The following is a 21,882-nucleotide window of genomic DNA, read 5'->3' on the forward strand; positions in this document are numbered from 1 at the left end:
ATCGCCCTGCCTGAGATCCCTATGACCTTCGATACCGGCTTCGTCTCCCGCTTCTTCTCGGCTTCCGACGGGTTGAGGCTGCATGCCCGCGACTATGGTCCCCTCGCCTCGCCTGCTCTCCCTGTCGTCTGCCTGCCGGGTTTCGCGCGCACCGCCGCCGATTTCCACGAGGTCGCGCTGGCGCTGTCACAGGATGAAGCGAAGCCACGCCGTGTGCTCGCTGCGGATTATCGTGGACGCGGCCTTTCGGCCTATGACAGCAACTGGAAGAACTACGACATCCGGGTCGAGCTCGACGATCTGCTGCAGGTGCTGGTCGCCGCCGGCATCGATCGGGCCGTGTTCATCGGCACCTCGCGCGGCGGCCTGCTCACCATGGCGCTGGCCGCCGCGCGCCCGGCCGTCATCAAGGGCGTCGTCTTCAACGATGTCGGGCCGGTCATCGATGCGCGCGGACTGCTGCGCATTCGAGGTTATGTCGGCAAGCTGCCGCAGCCGCGCAGCTTCTCGGAAGGCGCGGAGATCCTGAAGCGGCTCTCCGACCAGCAGTTCCCGCTGCTCGGCGATGCGGAGTGGGAGCTTATGGCGCGCCGGACCTGGACCGATCGCGACGGACCGCTCAGGCCCGATTATGACACGAACCTGATGAAAGTGCTGGAGGAACTCGATCTCGAAGCGCCGCTACCGGTGCTCTGGCCCTATTTCGACGCGCTGCAAGGCGTGCCGATCCTGGCGATCCGCGGGGCCAATTCCGACCTGCTTGCCGAAAAGACGCTAACTGAAATGGCCGAGCGGCATCCGGATTGCGAAACCCATGTCGCGCCCGGTCAGGGCCATGCTCCATTGCTCGGCAGCAAGGACATGATCCGCCGGATCGGCAAGCTCGTCGCCAGGGCGGAGCGGCGGGCGGGATAACACCGTCCCGCCTATGCTCTACGGTTTCGTCTTTCCGCGCTCGGCCTTCAACGCCCGCGAGTGCTGGGTCTCGCCGCCATGGGCGAGGATGCCCGCATCCTCACGCCAGTTCTCGGCGAGACCTCGCCCCGGCGCCCCCGCGAAAGCAGAGACATAGCGCATCTCCTCGTCGCTCAGCGCCGCGATCTGGTCGAAGTGCCAGATGCCCAGCCGGTTGAGGTCAGCCGCTATCGCCGGGCCGACACCCTTCACCAGTGTCAGGTCGTCGGCCTTGCCGTCCCGCGCCGCGGCCAGCAGGTTCGCGGGACGTGTGCCTTCGAAGCCGTCATCTGCAAGCGTCGCGATATTATCCTCTCCTGCCGATCCATCGTCGCGCGACGTCTCGACCAACCCGGCTCGGGCGCGCTCGGCGAATTCCGTGGAGCCGCCAGCTGCCAGAAGCTTCGCCTGGCCGACCCAGCCCTCGCGCTCGATCCGACCGGGAAAAGCAAGGTAACCACCGACCCATTCGACATTCTCCGGGGTCCAGGCCGCGATCTGGTCGAAATGCCAGATGCCCAGCCCGTGCAGGCGCCCCTCATTCTGCCGGCCAATGCCCTTGATGAGCTTGAGATCGTCGGCCTTGCCGCCATGCGCCTCGACCAGGGCTGCAGGGCGACGACCGGGGAGCGCCTCCTCGTTATCGACGGGGGAAAGCTTGCGCTCCGCAGGTACCGGGATATCGACCACAGCGGCGATCACGGCAGCGGGCGCGGCACTGGCCGCCGGCACGGACGGTGCGGCAACTGCCATGGAGACGGCCTCTGCTGTCTTCACCGGGGCCCCGAGCGGGCGCAGCAAGGCGCCGGCCACACATCCCAACCAGTAGACCGCGACAAACAGCAACGCCGTCTCGAGCCACATCGCGGGCACGCCGTTGACAAGCTGGAGCCAGGTCAAAGCCGCGCCGCAGGCCCAAACCACACCCGTCAGCGTCCAGCCGCGGCTCCAGAACCGGCGCGAGCGCCCGCTCTGGCTGATCCAGCCCATGACGAGGCCGAGGACAACGGCGCCTAGGAGAAACCAGACGAACCGGCTGGCGAGATAGAGCATGATCGTCTCCCTATTTCGCCACCGTGAACTGGACCCGGCGGTTCATCTCGCGGGCCTGCGGCGCCCCATGCGGCACCAGCGGCCGGGTGATGCCATACCCCTTGACGTCGAGCTGGGCCGAATCGATGCCGCGCCGGATCAGCTCGTCACGCACCCGCTGTGCCCGCCGCAGGGACAGATCGAGATTGTCGAAACCACGCCACTCGCCATCGCGATTGGCGTGCCCTTCGATGGTCACGCGCGAGCCGGGGCACTTCTTGAGAATCGCCGCCGCCTCGCTGATGACCCGGTCCGTCACCGTGTCGAGCTCGACCACGGCCGTACCTTGCGCGAACAGCACCGGGTTTTGCTTGGTCAGGCCGTCAAGATCGTTCTGACAACTGGCAGGCGGATCGACAACGCAGCCAGTCTGGCGCTGGCCGACCACGACATCCGCAGTATAGCCCGGCGGCAGACCGGTGGAAGCGCTGGTCTCGACTTCGCTCCGGATCAGGTCCCGGCAGGTCAGGCCGCGGAGCGTAACGGTCTGGTCGGTGATCGTGGCCGAACCGATATCCAGCCGCAACAGATCGGCGAGAGCCGTCCGGGCAGCCTGCGCGAAGCCATCCGGCGCGCCAGGCAGAATCACCGTCATGTCCTCGAGCTTGTCGCCCAGCGGCGATTCCGCAACGAGGGCGCGCAACGCGCCGCGCGCCGCCTCGTCCGGCAAATAGCCGGAGAAGGTTGCCCCGCCGCGATCAGCTGTCAGCGACAGACCGTAAGGCCGCACCGTCACGGTTCCAGCATCGGCTGGGACGTTGAGGCCAGCCGGGTGCGCCGCCAGGACGTTCCGCAGGGCTTGCCAGCCCGCAGCATCGGCGGCCTCGCCCGCGATCGAGAGGGCGTTGTCGCGAAGCGAGACCGAGCCCTCCTTGAGCTTCGACAAGGCTTCCAGCGCATAGGTGGCAGAGGCGGGGAAATTACCGGCGGACTGCCTGGCTGAACCGAATTCCATGCGATCCTCGATGCCGAGGCCACCGAACAAGCGCCCGGCCTGCGCGAGGACATCCGCCCGGGCGGCCGCATCTGGAACCGTCCCCGAGAGGATCACGCGATCGGCTGCACGGCGCGCCGTCCAAGGGGCGATGGACGCCGATCTAGCAGCGGGCACCAAGCTGGTCGGCTTCGCGGCAGACATGTTGACCGCCGGTGCCTGGGGGGACGGCGCGGCAGGAGTGCGCGCCACATCGTCGAGGATCAGCTCCGGGATCTCCGGCAAGGGCGGCATCGCGGCCTCCGGCGGCGGTGCAGGCGGGCATTCGAGCGAGACCTGCGCGACCGAATCCGGCCCGTCGAGCTGCGCGATCTGAAGGCGCAGAGCCTGGCAGGCGGCGTAGTTGTTCGGCCCTACGCCCGAAAGGGTGTAGCTATCACCTGTGATCTCTGCCTTCCCGCTCCTGAGCCGCGCGAGTTCGAGAGCGGCGCGCCTGATCTTCTCGACGAAAGCAGACGGCGCTCCCGCGCCCGGTTGCATCGAATCGCGGATCGCGATCGGCGAGGGGAAACTGGCCTGCAGCGCAGCGAGTATCTGGCGACGCGTCGTCTCGTCAGGATAGAAGCCGGCAACCTCGACAATCTCGGGCGTCACATGCGCCGCGCTCCAACGATAGGGCGAGATCGTCGGCGGCTCGAGCCCACAGGGAACCGCGCTGAAACCCGCGACCGGAGGCTTTGCACCCAGAGCCTCCAGAGCAAGGAATGCCTCGGGGCTCGCAGCCTTGCCCTCGATGCAGAAGCGGCCATCGTCCAGCGCGATCCGACCGGATGCGAGATGAGGCAAGGCCGAGATCATCGCCGCTGTCATGGCGGTGAAGCCTTCGGACGCGCCGAACGCCACCGTCTGACGGTCGTCGATCCTGAGCCCCGGCAGGGCCGCACTGGCCGCCGCCGCGTTCGCGTCCGCGACCGATAGATCAGGAACGAATCCGCCGACGGTCACGACATTGGGCAAGCGGCTGACGAACCAGGAATAAGGCTTCTGCGCGACAACTTGCGACAAGCCGCCGAGAGCGCGGCGCACCCCGAATTCGGAACGCAATTGCGTCATCGCCTTGGCGGCTCCGTCGGCCGAGATGACCTCGCCGCCGATGGTCACGTCCCGCCCCTCGACCTGGGCGGTCACCGGCCTCGCGCCGGGCGCGGCGCCAGCCCCCGCTTGAACGGCCTGCTCGGCGCGCCTCGCGACGTCGCGCTGGATCGCATCGTCGAGAAACAGATTTCCGACGCCCCACAGCAGCGCCAGAGGAATCACGCCCCAGAGCCAGCGCGTCGGCTGAGACATCGTTCGCCCCTCATCCCCGCCGCTCCCGCGGCGAAGCCACTCTCCATCGCCCGATGATAATATCATCAAGAGCTTGGAGCCATGTTCCGAGATTTCGATTCAACGGGCGGAACGGCGATACCGCGGGCGGAGAACCGGCTTCGGACTTCTCCGGCCAGTCAGTCCGGATCACCCCGAGCCGTCAACCGCTAAGATTCAACGACCCACAGGCAACAAAAAAGCCCCGGGTTTCCCCGGGGCTTCCGACTAAGACCGGAGAACCGATCAGAAGTCGCGCTGGATGCGCAGACGGCCCTGGAAGGCGTCTTCCGACTTGATACCAACCTGCGGCAGGCCGAAGTTGGCGAGCTTGGCGTCGGCGACGCGACGGCCGGTCTCGAGGCGCTGATAGAGAACCTCGACACCGAGGTCCAGACCAGCAACCGGCGACCAGATGACGGCCGTGCCGAGCTGCAGCAGCTTCGGGTTGACCTTGCGAGCGTCGCCGAGGAAGGCGCCGGTGGCAGGGACATCCAGGGCCGTGTAGGCAGCGTAGAGCTCCTGACGGATCGTGGGGGTCCAGTAGTGGCGCAGAGCAGCCAGGACGCTGTAGCCGCTGGACGACTTCAGGCTACCCGTAACCGGGTTGACGACGTAATCCGGAACGGCTCCCAGAACCAGACGACCGAGGTTCATCGAGGTGCTGCCGACGCCGAGATAGCCCAGCGCGCCGTCAGCGTAGGTGCCCTGGATCCACAGATAGTCGCCAGCGGCGAGCATCGGCAGGTTCAGCTTGACACCGCCTTCGATGGCCCAGCCCGTATCATCGGTGCTGGCGCGGTTGCCGATGACGCCACCACCGGCGACGACATTGTAGGTGCCGCGGTTGGCGATCACGCCGGCCAACTGAGCCGAGCCCCAGCCCTGGTCAACACGCAGGCTGGCGACGACGTCCGGCCAGGAGTTACCCTCGGCCCGGAGGCCACCGATCGCGCCACGGTTCACCGACATCGACGGATCTTCGAGCGACAGGGTCGCCGAGAAGCCACCACCGAAGGTCGCGGTGTAAGCGAACAGGTTCGGGCTGTGGTCGGAGTTGATCACGCCCTTGAAGCCGAGGTCGGACGCATAGAAGTCGAAGAACGACTGCGCCTTACCAGCGGTGATCGGGCCGAACTGGATGAACGCCTTGTCCATCGCCGGGGTGTTCTCGTCGCCGCCGGTCACAGCGCCATAGAACTGGTCACGCGAGCCGCCACGGATGAAGGCCGAACGGCTGTAGATGTCCTGACGGATGAAGGCGCGCAGGGTGCCGAAGGCGGTCTGCGTGCGAGCGTCCAACTGGACACGGCCATAAGAGCGGGTGCCGTAGCCGTCACCACCGCGGCTCCAGCGCTCGGCGAAGCCCATCTCGGCGCGGACACGACCGCCAACGCGGAGGCAGGTGTCGGTGCCGGGGATGTAGAAGAAGCCAGCACCGTAGGCGGTGCAGACGCGAACGTACTCGACCGGAGCGGCCTTCCGCGAGGGAAGGTCGGCGGCCTGAGCCCCGGCGACCGCGGCGATGCCGGCGGCGGTACCGAGGAGGAGGCTCTTGACGAGCTTCATTTGGTAAACCTCCAAAAGAGTTTCGAGACCCTCGGGCTTTGGCCTGCCCCCCGCCCCAGGCTTTTGCCTGATCGCAGAACCTGCCTCTTCCCGGTCTTTCGCCCGCGTCCCTGACCCAATTCAGAGGCGAAGACGAAAAACAGCGACCGGGAACGTCCCGACGCATTCCCACCATACGAATGCCGCCCTGCCGATCAACCACGATCCCGCCGCCAGGGCTGTGTACAGGGTGCTTTGGAACCCGGTGTTGCAGGCGAGCCACGCTTTAACTGCTGAAATTTACACACCGTTAACCAGAGCGCCCTTCACGGCACCGGTTTTTGCCTCGCAACATGGCTGGGGCGGCGAATCTCCGGGCCGAATCCACCGAATCTCCCTGGAGATCCGCGCGTCAGTATTCCCACTCGGCTCCGACGCCGACCGCCGCGCTTCCATCCGCCCCGGTCTCGGCCTGCAGCTTCAGGCGTTTGGTGACGTCGATGCCGACCGAGACGCCGCTGTCTTCCGGCTTGGCCCCGACCTTCACCCCGACCGAGACGTTGTCGCTGATGTAGCGTGAAGCCCCCACGGTGGGGCCGCCCTCGCCCATCTGGATATCGAGGTTGTCGACGCCCAGCGATTTGCGCAGCCGTTCGAAGGTGTCATCCCCGCCGCCACCGGCAAACTGGGCCGCCGCCTGAGCAAGCTGGACGGCCTGGAAGGGCGAGAGCGAGCCCGAGGCGCGAGCGAAGAGCAGCCGAGACAGGACCTCGTCCTGCGGGAGCTGCGGCTCGGAGGTGAAGGCGAAAGCCGGCTGGTCGGCCGGGCCGGTGATCAGAATCTTGGCGGTGACGTCGGCGGCACGCGTCTCGGCCACGAAATCGAGCTCGGGAATCAGGCCGCCGGCGAAAGTCAGCCGGCCGCGGCTGAAATCGAGCCGCTGGGTCAGCACATTGAGGCGGCCGCGGCGCAGCTCGAAGCCACCGTCGAGCGCGGGGGCCGCCAGGGTACCCCCGACACGAATCTCACCGCCGAGCTCGGCATCGATTCCCCGGCCTCGGATGAAGACACGGTTCGGCGCGGAGATCGTGAAGGCGAGCGCCGCATCGAAAGCCGGGGTGGCCTTGCCGCGCTTGCCCCGCGCCTTCTGTGCTTTCCGGGCCGCAGCCAGGCGCGCCGCGGCCGTCCCCTTGGCGTTGACGTGCTTGACGCCGTCGACCGGTCGCAGCGAGGCTGGCAGGCGATCCGGCACCGAAACTTCAAGCGAGACGACGTCGATCCGCCCTCCGATGCGCGGACGCTGCGCCAGCGGGCCGGAGATATCGAGGTTGAGCCCGGCAACAGCCGTGACGAGACCACTGGAAACAAGCTGTGCGCGGTTGCCCTGAATGCGGACCGTGCCCGGGAAGCCGGCGGCGGGATCGACCTTGACCTGTCCGCTCGCCGAGATCGTGCCGCCGTTCGGCGTGCGGGCCGAAGCGCTGTCGATCGTCAGGTTGTCGCCATTGGCAGCGAGCCGTGCCCGCATATCGGTTAGCCGTACGCCCTGCAGGGCGTCGGTGAAGCTGCCGTTGGAAAGCGTGGCGCTGCCGCTCAGGCGCGGAGCCGTCGGCGTGCCCTCGGCGCGCATGTCGATGACCACGGCACCGGTCAGACGCTGACCGTTGACCGCGAGCATGGTGTTGGCGAGCGCAGCATCAACGCGCCCCTGCGCAGCGAGCGACAGGGCGCCGGTCGCGTTGAGCGGCGCGGTACCGCGCAGGGTGAGGCTTGCGCCCCGGCCGGCGTTGATGCTCGCCTCGACGCTGGTGGCATTGCCCTTGAAGGCACCCTGCCCCGCGATCTCGACCGGCGGCAGGCCGGCCTGCCGCGTCTCGGGCGTCACCAGCCGGGCGACCTTCACGCTCCAGGGACCGGAAAGCGCATCGGGCCTGCCCTGGATCTGAGCCTGCGCATTGAGCGTGCCGGAAAGATTGAGGCTCGGCGCCGCGATGCGGGCGGCCGAAAGCGGCACATCGCGCGCGGCGAAGCGCAGATCGAGCGTCTCACCCGCCTTGCCATCAAGCGTGACGCGCCCGCCATCGATGGCCAACGCCAGCCCGGCGATTTCGACGCCGGACGCCGGGAAGCTGAACGACGCCGGATTGGCAAGGGTGATGGCGCGCCCATCACGGCGCGCATCAAAGGAGGCGATCTCCAGCTTCAGCGGCTCGCCCGGCACAAGGCGACCGGCCCCCTTCAGGGCGAAGCCGCGGGCATTGGCGCTGAGCGTGAAGGCACTGGCATCCGGCGCTCCCTTCGAATCGAAGCGGATCGCGCTGATCGTCTCGCCGGCCGCGACAGCCCGGTCAACGGCGATCGCGGCATCGAGCATCGGATGCCCGTAGATGTCCTTCGCACCGATGGTGGCGTCGAGTTTGTCGACCGAGACCGAGGGGCCAGCGAGCCGCGAGCCCCGCGCGGTGAGGTCGATGTTCTGGCGCCCATCGGGCATCGTGAGGTTGATGTCGGCGTCGAGCTGGCCGCCGAGCTTGGTCAGCGCCAGCGCCGAGAGATCGTCTAGATTGCGAGCGGCAAGGGTCAGGCGGCCGGCGGCGCGGCTGGCAGGATCGAGCGTCACCGCACCGTTGAGACGGACCGAGCCGATGGCGAGGTCGAATTGCGAGAGGTTCCAGCCGTCATCCGGCTGGCGGTTCAATGCGATCGTGCCCGTTGCTGGTTTGGCGTCGATCTCCCCGGACAGGTTGATGCGGGAATCGAGCGCGCCTTGCAGATCCTTGACCACGGCGTCGATAGCAAGACGCGGGATCGGCCGCGCCAGAGCCGTGGCATTGGCGATGGCGATGCGCGCGTTCGCATCGAGCTTCTGGAGCGGTCCGGTGATCTGCGCCGTAATATCGCTGCGGCCGGAGAGGCGTGGATCGGCGCGCTTCAGGTCCGGCAGGGCTAGCGCGAGCTTAAGGTCGGAAGCATTCTGGCCGAGCGCGCCGTCAGCGGTGAAGGCAGCATGCTGGCCCGAAACCTTGAGGCCTGAAACGGTGTAGTCGCCGGCAAGGGCGCCAACCTTGCCGCCAAGCGTCAGGCTGCCGGCGAGCAGCCGGTCGAGCACAGCGTTGCCCGTGGCAAGGCGCTCGGCTTTGCCGATCAAGGTCGCAGCGTAGTTGTTCAGCTTGGGCGTGGCGTCGAGATCGGCCGTAATGTCTGCCCTGCCCCCGAGCGGACGTTGGGCGAGACCGCTCAGCCTGGCGAGATCGGGCAGGACAGCCTTGAGCTGGCCGATGACACGGGCCTGGCCGAGCTTGCCCTTGTAATCCAGCTCGACGCCGGAGAGAGCGAGGCGCAGCGTCTCGAAATCAGCAGTGGCGTCGTCATTGCCGGTACCGCGCAAGGTGAAGGTCACCCTGTCGCCCACCGCCCTGGCAAGCGCCTTGTCGGCCAATGCGATACCCGTCGCCTCGCCATCGCTGGTGAGCGCGATGCGCGTACCGGGCTCGCCGATGGTGCCGCTCGGCGTGGCGTTGAAGGTCAGCCCTATCTTGGCGAATTGCCCTAGAGGCAGCTTGGCGTCCTCGGCATCGAGCTTGGCCGCAACGGTCGGGCCGGCGACAGGGCCGCGGATCGTCGCGTCGAAGGCGAGTTTGCCGATTTCGGTACCAGCGGTAACGGTCCGGCCCTCCGCATTGGGGCGCGAGGTGGCCGTGACACGCAGGTCGAGCGTCTTGTCGGCTTTGTAACGGCCGAGCACGTCGAGCCGAGCCAGAGCAGAGACGAGCGCGAGATTGCGGATATCGATGCCGCCGTCATCGGCGAAGCCGACCGCGCCATCGAGTCGGGTCGAGCCGGCGAACACCGGAGCGACGGGCGCCGGCATCAACCCCTCGATGCGGGCATCGAGAGCGAGCGCGAGCTGCCGCTCGGCCCCGGCGCGGTTGAGCGTAGCCGAACCATCGGCGCCGATGGTGGGACCGGCCGTGAAGACCAGGTTCGAACGGAAGGAATCGAGCGGGCCGTCGCCATTGAGGTCGAGCTTCACCGGCGGCTCGCCCGGCAGCCCGGCGGCCTTGGAGATCAGCCCCCCCGCCGGCTCGTCGAGCTTGGCCGCAAGCCTCAGCCGCGTGCTTTCCGGCACGAAGGACAGATCGACATTGAAGGTTCCGCCCATGTCGAGCCGGCGCGCCTCGAATTTGAGGTCGAGGCCCTCGTTCGGCGGGCCGAGCCGCGCGGCACCCGTCGCGCCGAGCCGCGCCGCCACGCCGACCACAGGCTCGCCGAGCACCAGTTCATTGAGCTGGAAAGCGCGCAGAATCACCTTGAGCGGAAGTTCGGGGAGGATCGGCCCGTCGCTCGGAGGCGCTGCTCCGGCCGGCGGCGGTGCCGGTTTGCGCAGGATCTCGAGCTTGCCGATCTCGAGGCGGTCGACGTCGAGCCGGCGCAACAAGAGCGCGCTGCGCGTCCAGATCAGGCGGACGCGGTCCAGCCGCAACCAGGCGCCGTCGCGATCGGAAAGCACGATGTTGCGAATCTCGACATCGGACGAGAGCGCGCCGTTGACCTCGCCGATCGAGACCTGGCTGGTGTCGGTGGAGAGCGCCTTCGAGATCAGATCAGCGACGACGCCGCGATCGGTCTGGGCATTCTGGGCGAAGCCGCCGAAATGAGCCGAAGCGAGAAAGCCCGCCGTCAGCAGCAGGGCGAAGAGCGCGAGGCGCGGAAGGGTCAGGAGCCGGCGCATTAGAAAGCCTGCCCAATGCTGACATAGAGCGCGACGGGCTTGTCGCCCTTGCGCGGATTGAGCGGCGCCGCGACGTCGACGCGGATAGGCCCGATCGCGGTGTAGTAGCGGAGGCCGAGGCCGGCGGCCATCTGCAGCTTCTGCTTGCCGTCCGGGAAGCTTGAAGCGAAGGCCGTGCCGGCATCGAAGAAGGGCACGATGCCGATGGTGTCGGTAATCTTGATGCGCGCTTCGGCCGAGAGTTCGAGCAGGCTGCGCCCGCCGGTGAGCTGCCAATAAGGCCCGAGCGGCGAGAGCGAGCGATAGGCATAACCACGCACCGAGCCGCCGCCGCCGGCATAGAAGCGTCGCGTCGCTGGGATCTCGTCGAGGCTCGCGCCCGAAATCGAGCCGAATCCGATCCGGCCGGCCAGCACATAGCGCGCATCCTCGTCGAGCGCGTAATAGGCCGAAACAGCCGCCTTGGTCTGATAGATGCCGACCGTCGAGCCGAGGAAGGTCGGATAGGGCGCGAAGGAGGCGGTGGCGCGGAAGCCCCGCGTCGGATCGAGCAGGCTGTCAGTCGAATCGTAGTTCACCGAGAGCGGAATGCCGACCAGCGTATAGTCGACCTGGCCCAGAACGTCGCTGGTCTGACCGCGCTCGACCTCCAGGCCGGCCTGCACCGAGAAGGTATCGCTGAAGCGATGGCGGATCGCCGTGGTGACGTTGGCGTAGCGGGCCGTATAGCCGCCATAGCGATTGGTACCGACGCGCTCGCGGGTAGCGGCGCCGTCGAGCAGCCAATCGTAGCGGCTGCCGTTCAGCGCCGGCTTCATGAAGCTGAAGGCGAAGCGGCCGCCGAGGTCCGACTTCTCGAAATCGCCGAAGCTCTGGATCTTCGTGCCATTGATGCGCGGCGCCAGGAAGATGCTGGATTCCAGCCGCAACCGCTCGGCCCCGCCAAACAGGTTGCGATGCTCCCAATAGACCTTCACGGCTGGGCCATCGATCGTGGAGTAGCGAGCCGAGAAGCCGAGGAGCCGCTTCGGGCGCTCCGTCACCTCAACGAAGATCGGCAGGTTGCCGGCGCCGTCGAGCTTTTCCCCCTCGCGGATGCGCACCGAAGCGACGGCCGGAATCTTGGCAACCGATTTGCGCGTGTCGGCCAGCGCCTTGGGCGAATAGGGATCACCGGGCTCCAGGTAGATGAAGGAGCGCACGACCTCGGGAGGGATCTCGTCAGTCTGGCCCACCGTAATGTCGCCGAAGCCGGCGAGCGGGCCAGGATCGAGCACATAGGTCACGTCCATGATACCGGCGGCATGGTCGACCACCGGCCGCAGTTCCGCGACCTTGGCGAAGGGACGCGATTGCGCGCGCATGGCATCGACCAGCGCCGCCTGTGCCGCGCGCAGCGACGCGGCCGTCGCGGGGTCGCCGGCCTTGAGCTTCGAGACCTTGAGCGGATCGGCAATCGCGCGGGCGTCGTTGCGCTCGACGATGTCGATGTTGCGGAAGCCGAAGACCTTGCCCGGACGAACCCTGACGGTGATCGGCACGGCATCACGGTTGCGATGCGCTTCCAGCGTGCGGATCAGCGACGCGCCCGGCTCAGCCCCGACCGTCAGCGGCACGCCGTCGACGACGAGCGAGACATCGGCGTTGAAATACCCCTGCGACCAGAGCGCATCGACGAAGGGATTGAGGTCAGCCGCCATCCGGCGCGCCAGCGTCTCACCGTCGGGCGTCGGGTCTTGCCGCAGACGATAGAGCAGCGAGGCGTCCTGCAGCGTGCGTGTCAGCGCCTTGGCGTCGTCAGCCTCGCCCAGGTCGAAGTCGAGCTTGTAGGGCAGCGTCGAGGCACTGGGAGCCGGCGGCTCGTCCTTCTTGGTGAAGAGGCCGAAGACGTCCAGGGAAGACAGATCGAAAGCTTTGGCAGGATCAGCCTGCAAACCAACAAGCGCCGCAAACGCATAGCCGCCGCTCAGCGCGACTGTCTGGCTCGCCCTTCGCCAGAACCGCATCCGTCCTCCAAGCAACCCCCGGCCGCAACAGCAAAACTATTCGATATGCATGGCCATCATAAAGCGGAGACGGCCATGCGCAATGCTGAAGGACTCGATGGTTTCCTCTAACGAAGCGTAAACGCTACGCTCGCGAGCGGGCTCAGCTTGGTGACGACGTCGCCCTTGCCAGGCGAAAGCACGCCACCGCAGAGGCTGCCCGTCGTGACGAGCTGGCCGGCGCGCAGTGGCCCGAGCCCTTCCTCCTTCCGGTTCGCCCAGGCGAGGAACGGCGTCATCGGGTCGCCATTGCCGTGGACCGCCGGCTGGTCGTAGATCGTCACGCCGTTGAGCGAGATGAAGCAGCCGAGGCCGGAGAGGTCGTCGAGCACCTTCATGTCGAGATCGGGGCCAACGAAATAGCCGCCATGCCCCATCGCGTCAGTGAGCCAGAGCGGCATGGCGACCTTGCCGGCCCAATTGGCGAGGCGGCTCTCGACGATCTCGATACCGAGAAACGCCTTGTCGCAGCAGGCGAGCAGCTCGGCCCGCGAATAGGGCTGACCCGGACGCAACGGCACGTCGCGCGAGAGCCGCAGGCCCAGCTCGATCTCGATGCGAATCTCGGCGCCGGTCGCGCCTTCATAGACGGCGCCGGGGGCGAGCCAGGGACCCGGCATCAGGCCGGCGATCGGCGTGCCATCCTCGGCGATGCCGACCTTCCAGCCGAGGTCATCGAGCCCCGCGCCGCGGTTGATGGCGCGCGCGATGGCGAGCCCCTCCGACAGGGAGGACGGTACCGGCAGGCTGGCGGTCTCGATCAGCGAGCGGTCGCGGCGGGCCGCGATCAGCGCATCCCGGATGGTCTCGGCGGCGGTCGGCATGATGTCCCTTCCCTGATGGCGCCTGTCGTCGCTGCGGGCGCACGGCTCTGCTATCGCAGCCCGGGCGAAGGAACAAGGCGCGACGCGGCAGCCCGTCCATGCGAATGGAACCTCGGAGCCCCTGCGCCGTTGCCCTGCCATGGTCCGCACACGTCGAGCTCTCCTCGAAGCGATTCCGCACGCCTTCGCGGCGCTTCTCCTTGCCCGTCCTGCGCTCGCCCAATCGCCTCCCCCCGCTTCTGATTTCGTCACGCAGGTGGCTGTCGCCAACATGTTCGGTATCGAATCCGCAACGCTGGCGCTGCAGAAGAGCAGCTCGCCCACGATCAAGGACTACGCTCACCGTCTCGCCGACGACCATGCGAAAGCCGCGAGCGGCCTGAGGCGGATCATCGCGCGCCGATCCGACATCGCCCTGCCCGACCGGCCGGACAGTCGCCATCTCGAAGTGCTGCGCGACCTCGGCGCGCTGGAAGGTGGCGATTTCGACAAGGCCTATGTCAAAGCTCAGCGCAGCGCCCATCAGGAGCTCGCGCGGCTGCTCGAAGCCTATGCGCAGAACGGCGGCGACTCCGAGCTCAAGGCCTTCGCCACGGAAGCCTTGCCACTTTTCCAGACGCTGGATCGCAAGGCCCAGGAATTGTCGCCGGCCCCCTGAAGCCCGACATGAACCTGCCGCCCTTCACCCGGGCCTCTCTCCGCCGCGCCTGAGGACGAGGCTCCGATAATCCTTTCGGGCGAATCCGCCTGCGTCCAAGAGGATCGTCTCTGGACAGCGCAGCCTCGGACCTTGCAAGAAAGCCGCCGCCGGGGCAGATCGCTCCGATGGTCCGCTCGCTTCCGGCGAAGCGGCCAGCGCCGAAGGCATGCCTCCGAGGCGACAATAAAACGATTGAGATGGAGGAAACGAGATGAAATCGCCCTGGATCCTGGCGGCCGCGCTCGCCATCGGCTGCGCCCTGCCGGCCCTCGCGCAAGACAAGGTCAAGCTCATCGACGTGATCGAGCTTTCCGGCGCCGGTGCCAGCGCCGGCACCAACTTCAAGAACGGCGCCGATCTCGCCGCGGCCGACATCAACGCCAAGGGCGGCATCCTCGGCAAGCAGGTCGAGATCACTCATTACGACACGCAGACCAATCCGGGTGCGACCCGCGCCGCCGTGCAGCGCGCCATCGACGAGGATGCCTACGCCATCCTCGGGCCGGTCTTCTCCGGGCCGATCTCTGCCTCGATGCAGATCTCGCAGCGCGCTGAAGTCGCGCAGATCGTTGCCGGCGAGGCGGCGGGCTTCACCCAGCAGGGCAACCCCTACATCTTCAGGACCTCGCTCAGCCAATCGGCGGCGATGCCCAAGATCGCGAAATATCTGAAGGACACCGTCAAGGCCGGTACGGTCGCGGTCGTCTGGGTCAACAACGATTTCGGCAAGGGCGGGCGCGACGCCATCCTGCCCGAGCTGGAGAAGGCCGGCATCAAGGTCACGGCCGATATCGCGACCGAGCAGGGCCAGGCCGATTTCGCCGCCGACGCGATCAAGGTCAAGAATGCCAATGCCGACGCCATCTTCGTCTATCTCAACGAGGACGAGAGCGCCCGCTTCCTGCGCGCCGCCAAGCAGCAGGGCATCACCAAGCCGATGATCGGCGAGACCACGCTGCTCGGCGCCAAGGTGATCGAGCTCGCCGGCGATGCTGCCAATGGCGTCAAGGGCCATGTCGGGCTTTCGGTCGACGCGCCGCTGCCGGGCCTCCAGGATTTCGGCAAGCGCTTCCAGGCGAAGTACGGCTATGTCTCCGACCATAACGGCATCAAAGGCTACATGGCCGTCTACATGGTGAAGTGGGCGACCGAGAAGCAGAAGAAGCTCGACAAGAAGGGCCTCGCCGACACGCTGCGCGGCGCGACCATCAAGGTCAGCGACGAGCCGGGCATCCTGATGGACACCACCGTCCTGAAGAATGGCGACCTCGACCGTGAAAGCTTCCTCGCCGAGGTGGTGAACGGCAAGCAGGTGATCAACACCGTCCTGCCCAAGCTCAACCCCTAAGACCGAATAGCTTTTCCGTCATCCCGGGCGGGGCGAAGCGCAGACCCGGGACCCATGCCGGAGCAATTCAGGCGTGGATCCCGGATCGGCGCCGCTTCGCGGCTTGTCCGGGATGACGCCTCCTAGTGTGAAACACGAAAGGGAGCGGGAGGCTCATGGCCGAATTCGTCGCCTTCCTCATCGCCGGCATCGCGACGGGCGCGATCTACGCGCTCGCTGCGATCGGCTTCACGCTGGTCTGGCAGACCTCGCAGACGATCAACTTCGCTCAGGGCGAGTTCGTCATGCTGCCAGCCGTGCTGGTGCTGCTGGCGATCAAGCTCCTGGGCGCGCCGCTCTGGCTCGGCGCGCTGGTCGGCATCGTCGCCTTCATCCTGGTCTTCGGGGTCGGCTTCAAGCTGATCGTCGTCGATCCGATGATCCGGCACGGCGTGCTGCCGCTCGCCATCGCGACCATGGCGCTCTCGACCATCATGAAGGAAGGCGCCAAGGACGGCTTCTCGGCCGAGGCACAGAACTTCCCCTCCTTCGTACCGACCGACACCGTCGAAATCCTCGGCGCAGCCGTCTCGTTGCAGCATGTCGCGATCATCGTCGTGGCGCTGGCGGCGATCGGCTTGCTGCAATGGTTCGTCGGCGGGACCAAGCTCGGCCGGCAGATGCAGGCGACGGCGCAGAACCCGACTGTGGCGCGCATCCTCGGCATCCCGGTCGAGCGGATGGTGCTGCTGACCTTCGTCATCAATGCGGCGCTCGCCGTCGTCGCCTCGGTGCTGATCTCGCCGCTCTATCTGGCGAAGTTCTCCAACGGCGAGACGATCGGCCTCTTCGCCTTCATCGCAGCGATCGTCGGGGGCTTCAACCAGGTCCGCGGCGCGCTGGTCGGCGGCTTGCTGATCGGCGTCGTCGACAGCCTGGCCGCGGCCTATGTCTCGACGCAGTACCGGCTCGCCGTGCCGCTCATCCTGCTCGTCGCCATCATCCTGCTGAAGCCCGAGGGGCTGATGGGCCGCAAGGAGGAGCGCCGCATATGAGCGCCTCCGCGACAACCTCCCCTGCCCGCCCGGCCACGCGCAGCCGCCTTCTCGACGGTGCCTTCCTCGCACTCGTCCTCGGCGCGATCATCCTCTGGTTCGCGCCGGTCGGAATGGGTCGATACGGCACCTATGTGCTTTCGCTCTGGCTCGTCATGAGCATTGCCGTGATGGGGCTGAACCTGACGCTCGGCTATGCCGGCCAGACCTCGCTGGCGCAGGCGGCCTTCATGGGCCTCGGCGCCTATGCCACCGCCATCCTGACGACGAAGTACGGCGTGAGCTGGTATGCCGCCTTCGCGCTCTCCGGCCTCATCACCTTCTGCATCGGCATCCTGCTCGGCTTCCCGGCGCTCAGGGTCCGCTCGCATTACCTCGCCTTCGTCACCCTCGCCTTCTCGACGCTGATCTGGCTCCTGCTGCGCAACGAGCAATGGCTGACCGGCGGCGTCTTCGGCATCGCCAACATCAACCGGCCGATCTTCCTCGGCCTCAAGCTCAACGGCGCGCTGGAATTTCATCGCTTCCTGGTCGTCGTGACCTTCATCCTGGCGCTGGCGCTGTGGTGGCTCGTCCGCTCGCCCTGGGGTCGCGCCTTCATGGCGCTGCGCGAGAACCCGGTCCGGGCCGCGAGCCTCGGCGTCGATACGCGCGCCTATACGCTGCTCGCCTTCGCCATCGGCTCGGCCTATGGCGGCTTTGCCGGTGCGCTCTACGCGCCGCTGGTCGAGTTCATCGACCCCTCCCCCTTCTCGCTGTCGCAGAGCCTGTTCCTGCTGCTGATGGTGGTGGCCGGTGGCTCGGGCTATCTGCTCGGCCCCTTCATCGGCGCGCTGCTCGGCGTCGTGCTGCCGGAGTGGCTGCGCTTTGCCGGCTCGCTCTATCTGATCATCTTCGCCAGCATCGTGCTCGTGCTGCTGATCATCTGCCCGCAGGGCGTCAGCGGCCTCGCCGAGCGCGGCTGGCAGACTCTGCGGCGCGGTCGCCAGGACGGAGGCACGCCATGAGCCCCGTCCTCGAAGTCCACGACCTGCACAAGGCCTTCGGCGGCATCAAGGCCGTCAACGGCGTCTCCTTCTCCGTCAGGGAAGGCGAAATCCTCGGCATCATCGGGCCGAACGGCTGCGGCAAGTCGACCCTGTTCAACTGCATCCTCGGCCAGCTCGAACCGACGCAGGGCTCGGTGAAGCTCGACGGCCGCGACGTCACCAATCTGCGCCCGTCCGAGCTTAACCGGCTCGGCGTCAGCCGCACCTTCCAGCTCCTGCAGGTCTTTCCGGAGCTATCGGTGCGCGAGAACCTGATCCTCGCCGGCCAGGAGCATCAGGGCTCGATGCTCGGCCGGCTGTTCGGCGCGCGCGATGCCGGCCTCTCCGAGAAGGCCGAGCAGATGATCGGCTTCTTCAAGCTCGGCCATCTCGCCGAGGCCAAGGCGGGGGGCCTCTCCTACGGCCAGCAGAAGCTGCTCGACGCGGCCATGGCCTTCATGGCCGGCCCGCGCCTCGTGCTGCTCGACGAGCCTGCGGGCGGCGTCAACCTGACCATGCTGGGCGACCTCAAGGAGCGGCTGCGCGCCATCAATGCCGAGCAGGGCGCAACCTTCGTGGTGATCGAGCACAACATGGATTTCGTGATGAGCCTGTGCTCGCGCGTGATCGTGCTGGCGGAAGGCAAGATGCTGGCCGAGGGCACACCAGCCGAAGTGCGGGCCAACCCGGCCGTCATCGAGGCCTATCTCGGGCATTGAGGAGCGCGGAATGAGCACCCCCATCCTCGAACTCGACCGCGTGGTTGGCGGCTATGGCGCCATGACCATCCTCAACGGCACGAGCTTCGCCGTAAACCGGGGGACCATCACCACCGTGATCGGCCCCAACGGCGCCGGAAAATCAACCGTGTTCAAGGCGATCTTCGGCCTCCTGAAGCTGCGCGAGGGCCGCATCCGCTTCGACGGGCAGGACATCACCGGCTGGAACCAGCGCCGGCTGCTGGAAGCGGGCATCTGCTACGTCCCGCAGGGCCGCAACATCTTCCCGGAGCTCTCGGTGCGGCACAATATCGAGCTCGGCGCCGTTGCGGCCGGCTCGCGCATCACCGACATGCCGCAACGTATCGAGGCGGCGCTCGATCGCTTTCCAGCCTTGCGCGCCAAGGCAGACGTGCAGGCCTCGACCCTGTCAGGCGGGCAGCAGAAGCAACTCGAGATCGTGCGCGGGCTGCTGCTCGACCCCAAGCTCGTGCTGATCGACGAGCCCTCGATCGGGCTCTCGCCTCTGATGGTGCAGGAGACTTTCGCCATCCTGCAGGAACTCAGGGCGAAGGGCGTCACCATCCTGATGGTCGAGCAGAATGCAAGGTCGGCGCTGGAGATTTCCGACGAAGGTCTCGTGCTCGAACTCGGCCGCACCCGGATGCAAGGTCCTGCCGCCGAGATCCTGGCTGATCAGCGCGTCGGCCAGCTCTTCCTCGGTGGCGCGATGGGCGAGGCTGTCTGAGCCTCGACTTTCGGCGGCTTTGACAGCGGCGCCCGCGCCTGTCGGGATAGCGCCCGATCGGAAGACCGGAGCCTGCCCATGAAGATTCGCGCCGCCGTCCTCAATCAAAGCCCGGTTGCGGCGCCCTATGCGCAAAGCCAGCCGCTGCGGATCGAAGAGCTCGACCTTGCTCCGCCGGAGCATGGCGAGGTGCTGGTCAGGGTCCGGGCGGCGGGCCTCTGCCATTCCGACCTCTCCGTCATCGACGGCAACCGTCCGCGACCGGTACCGATGGTGCTGGGCCACGAGGCGGCAGGAGAGATCGTCGAAGCCGGACCCGGCGTCGACGACCTGAAACCCGGTGACCGGGTGGTCATGGTGTTCGTGCCTTCCTGCGGGCATTGCGCGCCCTGCGCCGAAGGCCGCCCTGCCCTTTGCGAGCCCGGCAACGCCGCCAACGGGCGCGGCGAGATGCTCGGCGGCGGGCGCAGGCTGTCGGTCGCCGGCCAGCCGGTGCATCACCATATCGGGGTCTCGGCCTTCGCCGAGCATGCCGTGATCTCACGCCGCTCGCTGGTGAAGATCGAAGCCGATATCCCGCATGAGATCGCCGCGCTCTTCGGCTGCGCCGTGCTGACGGGGGTCGGCGCCGCGGTGAACACGGCCCGGATCAAGGCCGGAGAGACGGTGGCCGTGGTCGGGCTAGGCGGTGTCGGGCTCTCCGCCCTGCTCGGAGCGATCGCCTGTGGCGCCTCGCGCGTCATCGCCGTCGATCTCGCGCAGGACAAGCTCGATCTCGCCTTGGCGCTCGGAGCGACCGATGCCTTCAAGGCGGATACCCCGGATGTCGTCGAGGCGATCAAGCAAGCGACGAAGGGCGGCGTCGACCACGGGCTGGAGATGGCGGGCTCGGTCAAGGCGCTCGACCTCGCCTATCAGATCACCCGGCGCGGCGGCACGACCACGACGGCCGGCCTGGCCAACCCGGCGCACACCCTCGCACTGTCGCCGGTGAGGCTTGTCGCCGAGGAACGGACCCTGAAGGGCTCCTATGTCGGATCCTGCGTGCCTTCGCGCGACATTCCGCGCTTCATCGAGCTCTATCAGCGCGGGCGTCTGGCCGTAGACAAGCTCTGGACCAGCTCCGGCAGCCTCGACGAGATCAATGCGGGCTTCGACGCGCTGAACGAAGGCCGGACGATCCGCCATATCGTCAGGATGTGAGCCTTCTACCCCGTCCCGCCATCCCGGGCTTGACCCGGGATGGCGGGATGAGACTGTTACCCGTGCTTGTGCACGATGGTCTTGGTCGTCGCGAACTCTTCCAGCGCGATGAAGCCCTTCTCGCGACCGTGGCCGCTCTTGCCGGTACCGCCGAAGGGCAGCTCGATGCCGCCACCCGCACCATAGCCGTTGATGAAGACCTGGCCGGCGCGGACGCGCTTGGAGACACGCTGCTGGCGCCCGCCATCCCTGGTCCAGACCGCCGCGACGAGCCCGTAATCGGTGCCGTTGGCGGCCTTGATCGCGTCCTCCTCATCCTCGAAGGGGAAGGCGGCGAGAACGGGACCGAAGACCTCCTCTTGCTCCAGGCGGTTGCCGCGCGGCACGGGGCCGAACAGCGTCGGCGTGACGTAGAAGCCGCCATTCGGCACGCCCTGCGCGACCTTGCCTTCGGCGATCACCGGCACGCCGGCCTCGCGGGTCTGGTCGATGAAGCTCTGGACACGGCCGCGCTGCTTGGCGTTGATGACAGGGCCGCAATCGAGATCCATCTCGGGCGTGCCGGCCTGCAGCTTCGAGAAAGCCTTGGCGACCTCGGCGACGACGTCGTCATAGATCGACTTCTGAATCAAAAGGCGGCTACCGGCGGAGCAGGTCTGCCCGGTGTTCTGGACGATGGCCTTGCAGGCGATCGGCACGAAGGCGTCGATATCGGCGTCATCGAAGACGATCTGGGGCGACTTTCCACCGAGTTCCAGCGTGCAGGGGATGAGGTGCTCGGCGCAGGCGTGCTGTACCATCTTGCCGACCTCGGGCGAGCCGGTGAAGGACATGAAGCCGATGCCGGGATGGGCGGAAAGCGCCGCGCCCGCCTCATGGCCGCGACCCGCAACGATGTTGATGGCGCCGTCCGGGAAACCGACCTCGCTTGCCAGCTCCGCCAGCCTGAAAGCCGTGGCGCAAGCATCCTCGGCCGGCTTGAGTACGACCGCATTGCCCATGGCGAGCGAGGCGGTGAGCGAACGGCCGATCATCTGCGCCGGGTAGTTCCAGGGCAGGATGTGGCCAGTGACCCCGTGCGGCTCATGGATGACGCTGACACTGTAGCCGTTCAGGAAGGGGATGACGTGGCCGTGCACCTTGTCGGCCGCACCGCCGTAGAACTCGAAATAGCGGATGGTGGCGTCGATATCGGCGCGAGCCTGGCTCATCGGCTTGCCCGTGTCGCGGGCTTCCAGTTTCGCCAACTCGTCGAAATGATCCTGCACCTTGAAAGCGAGCTTCGCGATCAGACGCCCGCGCTCGGCTGCGGTCAGCCTGCCCCAGGCGCCATCGAAAGCAGCGCGGGCAGCGCTGACCGCGGCATCGATGTCGGCGGCGTTGCCGCAGGCGATGCGGGCGAATTCCTCGCCGGTAGCAGGGTCGAGCTTGGCGAGGGTTTCGCCAGTCTGGCCAGCAACATAGCGGCCATTGATGAAATGTTGATTCATGTTCGCTTCCGATCACTCAGGCCGGGCATCGCTCCGGCGCAATCGCGCGGCAAACTGATCCCTTGAGCACCAATCCACAAGAGCAACCTGCGCCGGGTGTCCGCGCGGATGATGCAGG

At 67.1% G+C, this 21,882-nt stretch carries 15 protein-coding genes; 8 read left to right on the forward strand and 7 right to left on the reverse strand.

Features of this window, described 5'->3' with window-relative positions; genetic code table 11:
- The first annotated feature begins 21 nt into the window (after positions 1 to 21).
- Entirely contained in the window at positions 22 to 915 is an 894-nt protein-coding gene (locus CE453_RS19270) for an alpha/beta fold hydrolase (protein ID WP_198302155.1), read from the forward strand.
- Between the two features lie 18 nt (positions 916 to 933).
- On the opposite strand, the gene CE453_RS29635 is transcribed toward CE453_RS19270, so the two are convergent.
- From CE453_RS29635 to CE453_RS19300, 6 genes are all read right to left on the reverse strand, one after another.
- Positions 934 to 2,007, reverse strand: coding sequence for a hypothetical protein (locus tag CE453_RS29635; protein WP_089176041.1), 1,074 nt, complete (start codon positions 2,005 to 2,007; stop codon positions 934 to 936).
- A gap of 10 nt (positions 2,008 to 2,017) precedes the next feature.
- The gene (locus CE453_RS19280) at positions 2,018 to 4,327 is read right to left on the reverse strand and encodes an OmpA family protein (RefSeq protein WP_157733107.1); all 2,310 of its coding nucleotides are present in this window, start codon (positions 4,325 to 4,327) and stop codon (positions 2,018 to 2,020) included.
- 264 nt (positions 4,328 to 4,591) lie between these two features.
- A complete protein-coding gene (locus CE453_RS19285) occupies positions 4,592 to 5,914 on the reverse strand; it encodes a porin (RefSeq protein WP_089176043.1) in 1,323 nt (440 codons plus the stop codon).
- Positions 5,915 to 6,305: 391 nt separating this feature from the next.
- Complete coding sequence (locus CE453_RS19290) at positions 6,306 to 10,625, reverse strand: translocation/assembly module TamB domain-containing protein (RefSeq protein WP_089176044.1); 4,320 nt, start codon at positions 10,623 to 10,625, stop codon at positions 6,306 to 6,308.
- Positions 10,625 to 12,631, reverse strand: coding sequence for an autotransporter assembly complex protein TamA (locus CE453_RS19295; RefSeq protein ID WP_089176045.1), 2,007 nt, complete (start codon positions 12,629 to 12,631; stop codon positions 10,625 to 10,627). Before CE453_RS19295 ends, CE453_RS19290 begins: the two co-directional genes overlap by 1 nt.
- Before the next feature lie 107 nt (positions 12,632 to 12,738).
- On the reverse strand, positions 12,739 to 13,494 hold the full coding sequence (locus CE453_RS19300) for a hypothetical protein (protein ID WP_089176046.1): 756 nt from the start codon (positions 13,492 to 13,494) through the stop codon (positions 12,739 to 12,741).
- A 139-nt stretch (positions 13,495 to 13,633) separates the two neighbouring features.
- Here CE453_RS19300 and CE453_RS19305 point away from each other — a divergent pair, with 139 nt between their 5' ends.
- The 7 genes from CE453_RS19305 (at position 13,634) to CE453_RS19335 (ending at position 20,274) form a co-directional block, all read left to right on the forward strand.
- A complete protein-coding gene (locus CE453_RS19305; protein ID WP_089176047.1) occupies positions 13,634 to 14,152 on the forward strand; it encodes a DUF4142 domain-containing protein in 519 nt (172 codons plus the stop codon).
- Positions 14,153 to 14,405: 253 nt separating this feature from the next.
- Positions 14,406 to 15,542, forward strand: coding sequence for an ABC transporter substrate-binding protein (locus CE453_RS19310; protein ID WP_089176048.1), 1,137 nt, complete (start codon positions 14,406 to 14,408; stop codon positions 15,540 to 15,542).
- A gap of 155 nt (positions 15,543 to 15,697) precedes the next feature.
- Positions 15,698 to 16,576 carry a branched-chain amino acid ABC transporter permease gene (locus CE453_RS19315; protein WP_089176049.1) on the forward strand — a complete coding sequence of 293 codons (879 nt, stop codon included), beginning with the start codon at positions 15,698 to 15,700 and terminating at the stop codon, positions 16,574 to 16,576.
- A complete protein-coding gene (locus CE453_RS19320; RefSeq protein WP_089176050.1) occupies positions 16,573 to 17,583 on the forward strand; it encodes a branched-chain amino acid ABC transporter permease in 1,011 nt (336 codons plus the stop codon). The genes CE453_RS19315 and CE453_RS19320 overlap by 4 nt, the downstream gene beginning before the upstream one ends.
- Complete coding sequence (locus tag CE453_RS19325; protein ID WP_089176051.1) at positions 17,580 to 18,323, forward strand: ABC transporter ATP-binding protein; 744 nt, start codon at positions 17,580 to 17,582, stop codon at positions 18,321 to 18,323. Before CE453_RS19320 ends, CE453_RS19325 begins: the two co-directional genes overlap by 4 nt.
- A gap of 10 nt (positions 18,324 to 18,333) precedes the next feature.
- Positions 18,334 to 19,071 (forward strand): ABC transporter ATP-binding protein, encoded by a 738-nt coding sequence (locus CE453_RS19330; RefSeq protein WP_089176052.1) that lies wholly within the window; start codon positions 18,334 to 18,336, stop codon positions 19,069 to 19,071.
- A gap of 78 nt (positions 19,072 to 19,149) precedes the next feature.
- Positions 19,150 to 20,274: a zinc-dependent alcohol dehydrogenase family protein gene (locus CE453_RS19335; protein ID WP_089176053.1), complete on the forward strand. Its 1,125-nt coding sequence runs from the start codon at positions 19,150 to 19,152 to the stop codon at positions 20,272 to 20,274.
- Positions 20,275 to 20,330: 56 nt separating this feature from the next.
- Here the strand turns inward: CE453_RS19335 and CE453_RS19340 are convergent, their stop codons facing one another.
- Positions 20,331 to 21,764 carry an aldehyde dehydrogenase family protein gene (locus tag CE453_RS19340; protein ID WP_089176054.1) on the reverse strand — a complete coding sequence of 478 codons (1,434 nt, stop codon included), beginning with the start codon at positions 21,762 to 21,764 and terminating at the stop codon, positions 20,331 to 20,333.
- Between the last annotated feature and the right edge of the window lie 118 nt (positions 21,765 to 21,882).

Origin of the sequence: Bosea sp. AS-1 (assembly GCF_002220095.1) — a bacterium.
Taxonomy (GTDB): domain Bacteria; phylum Pseudomonadota; class Alphaproteobacteria; order Rhizobiales; family Beijerinckiaceae; genus Allobosea.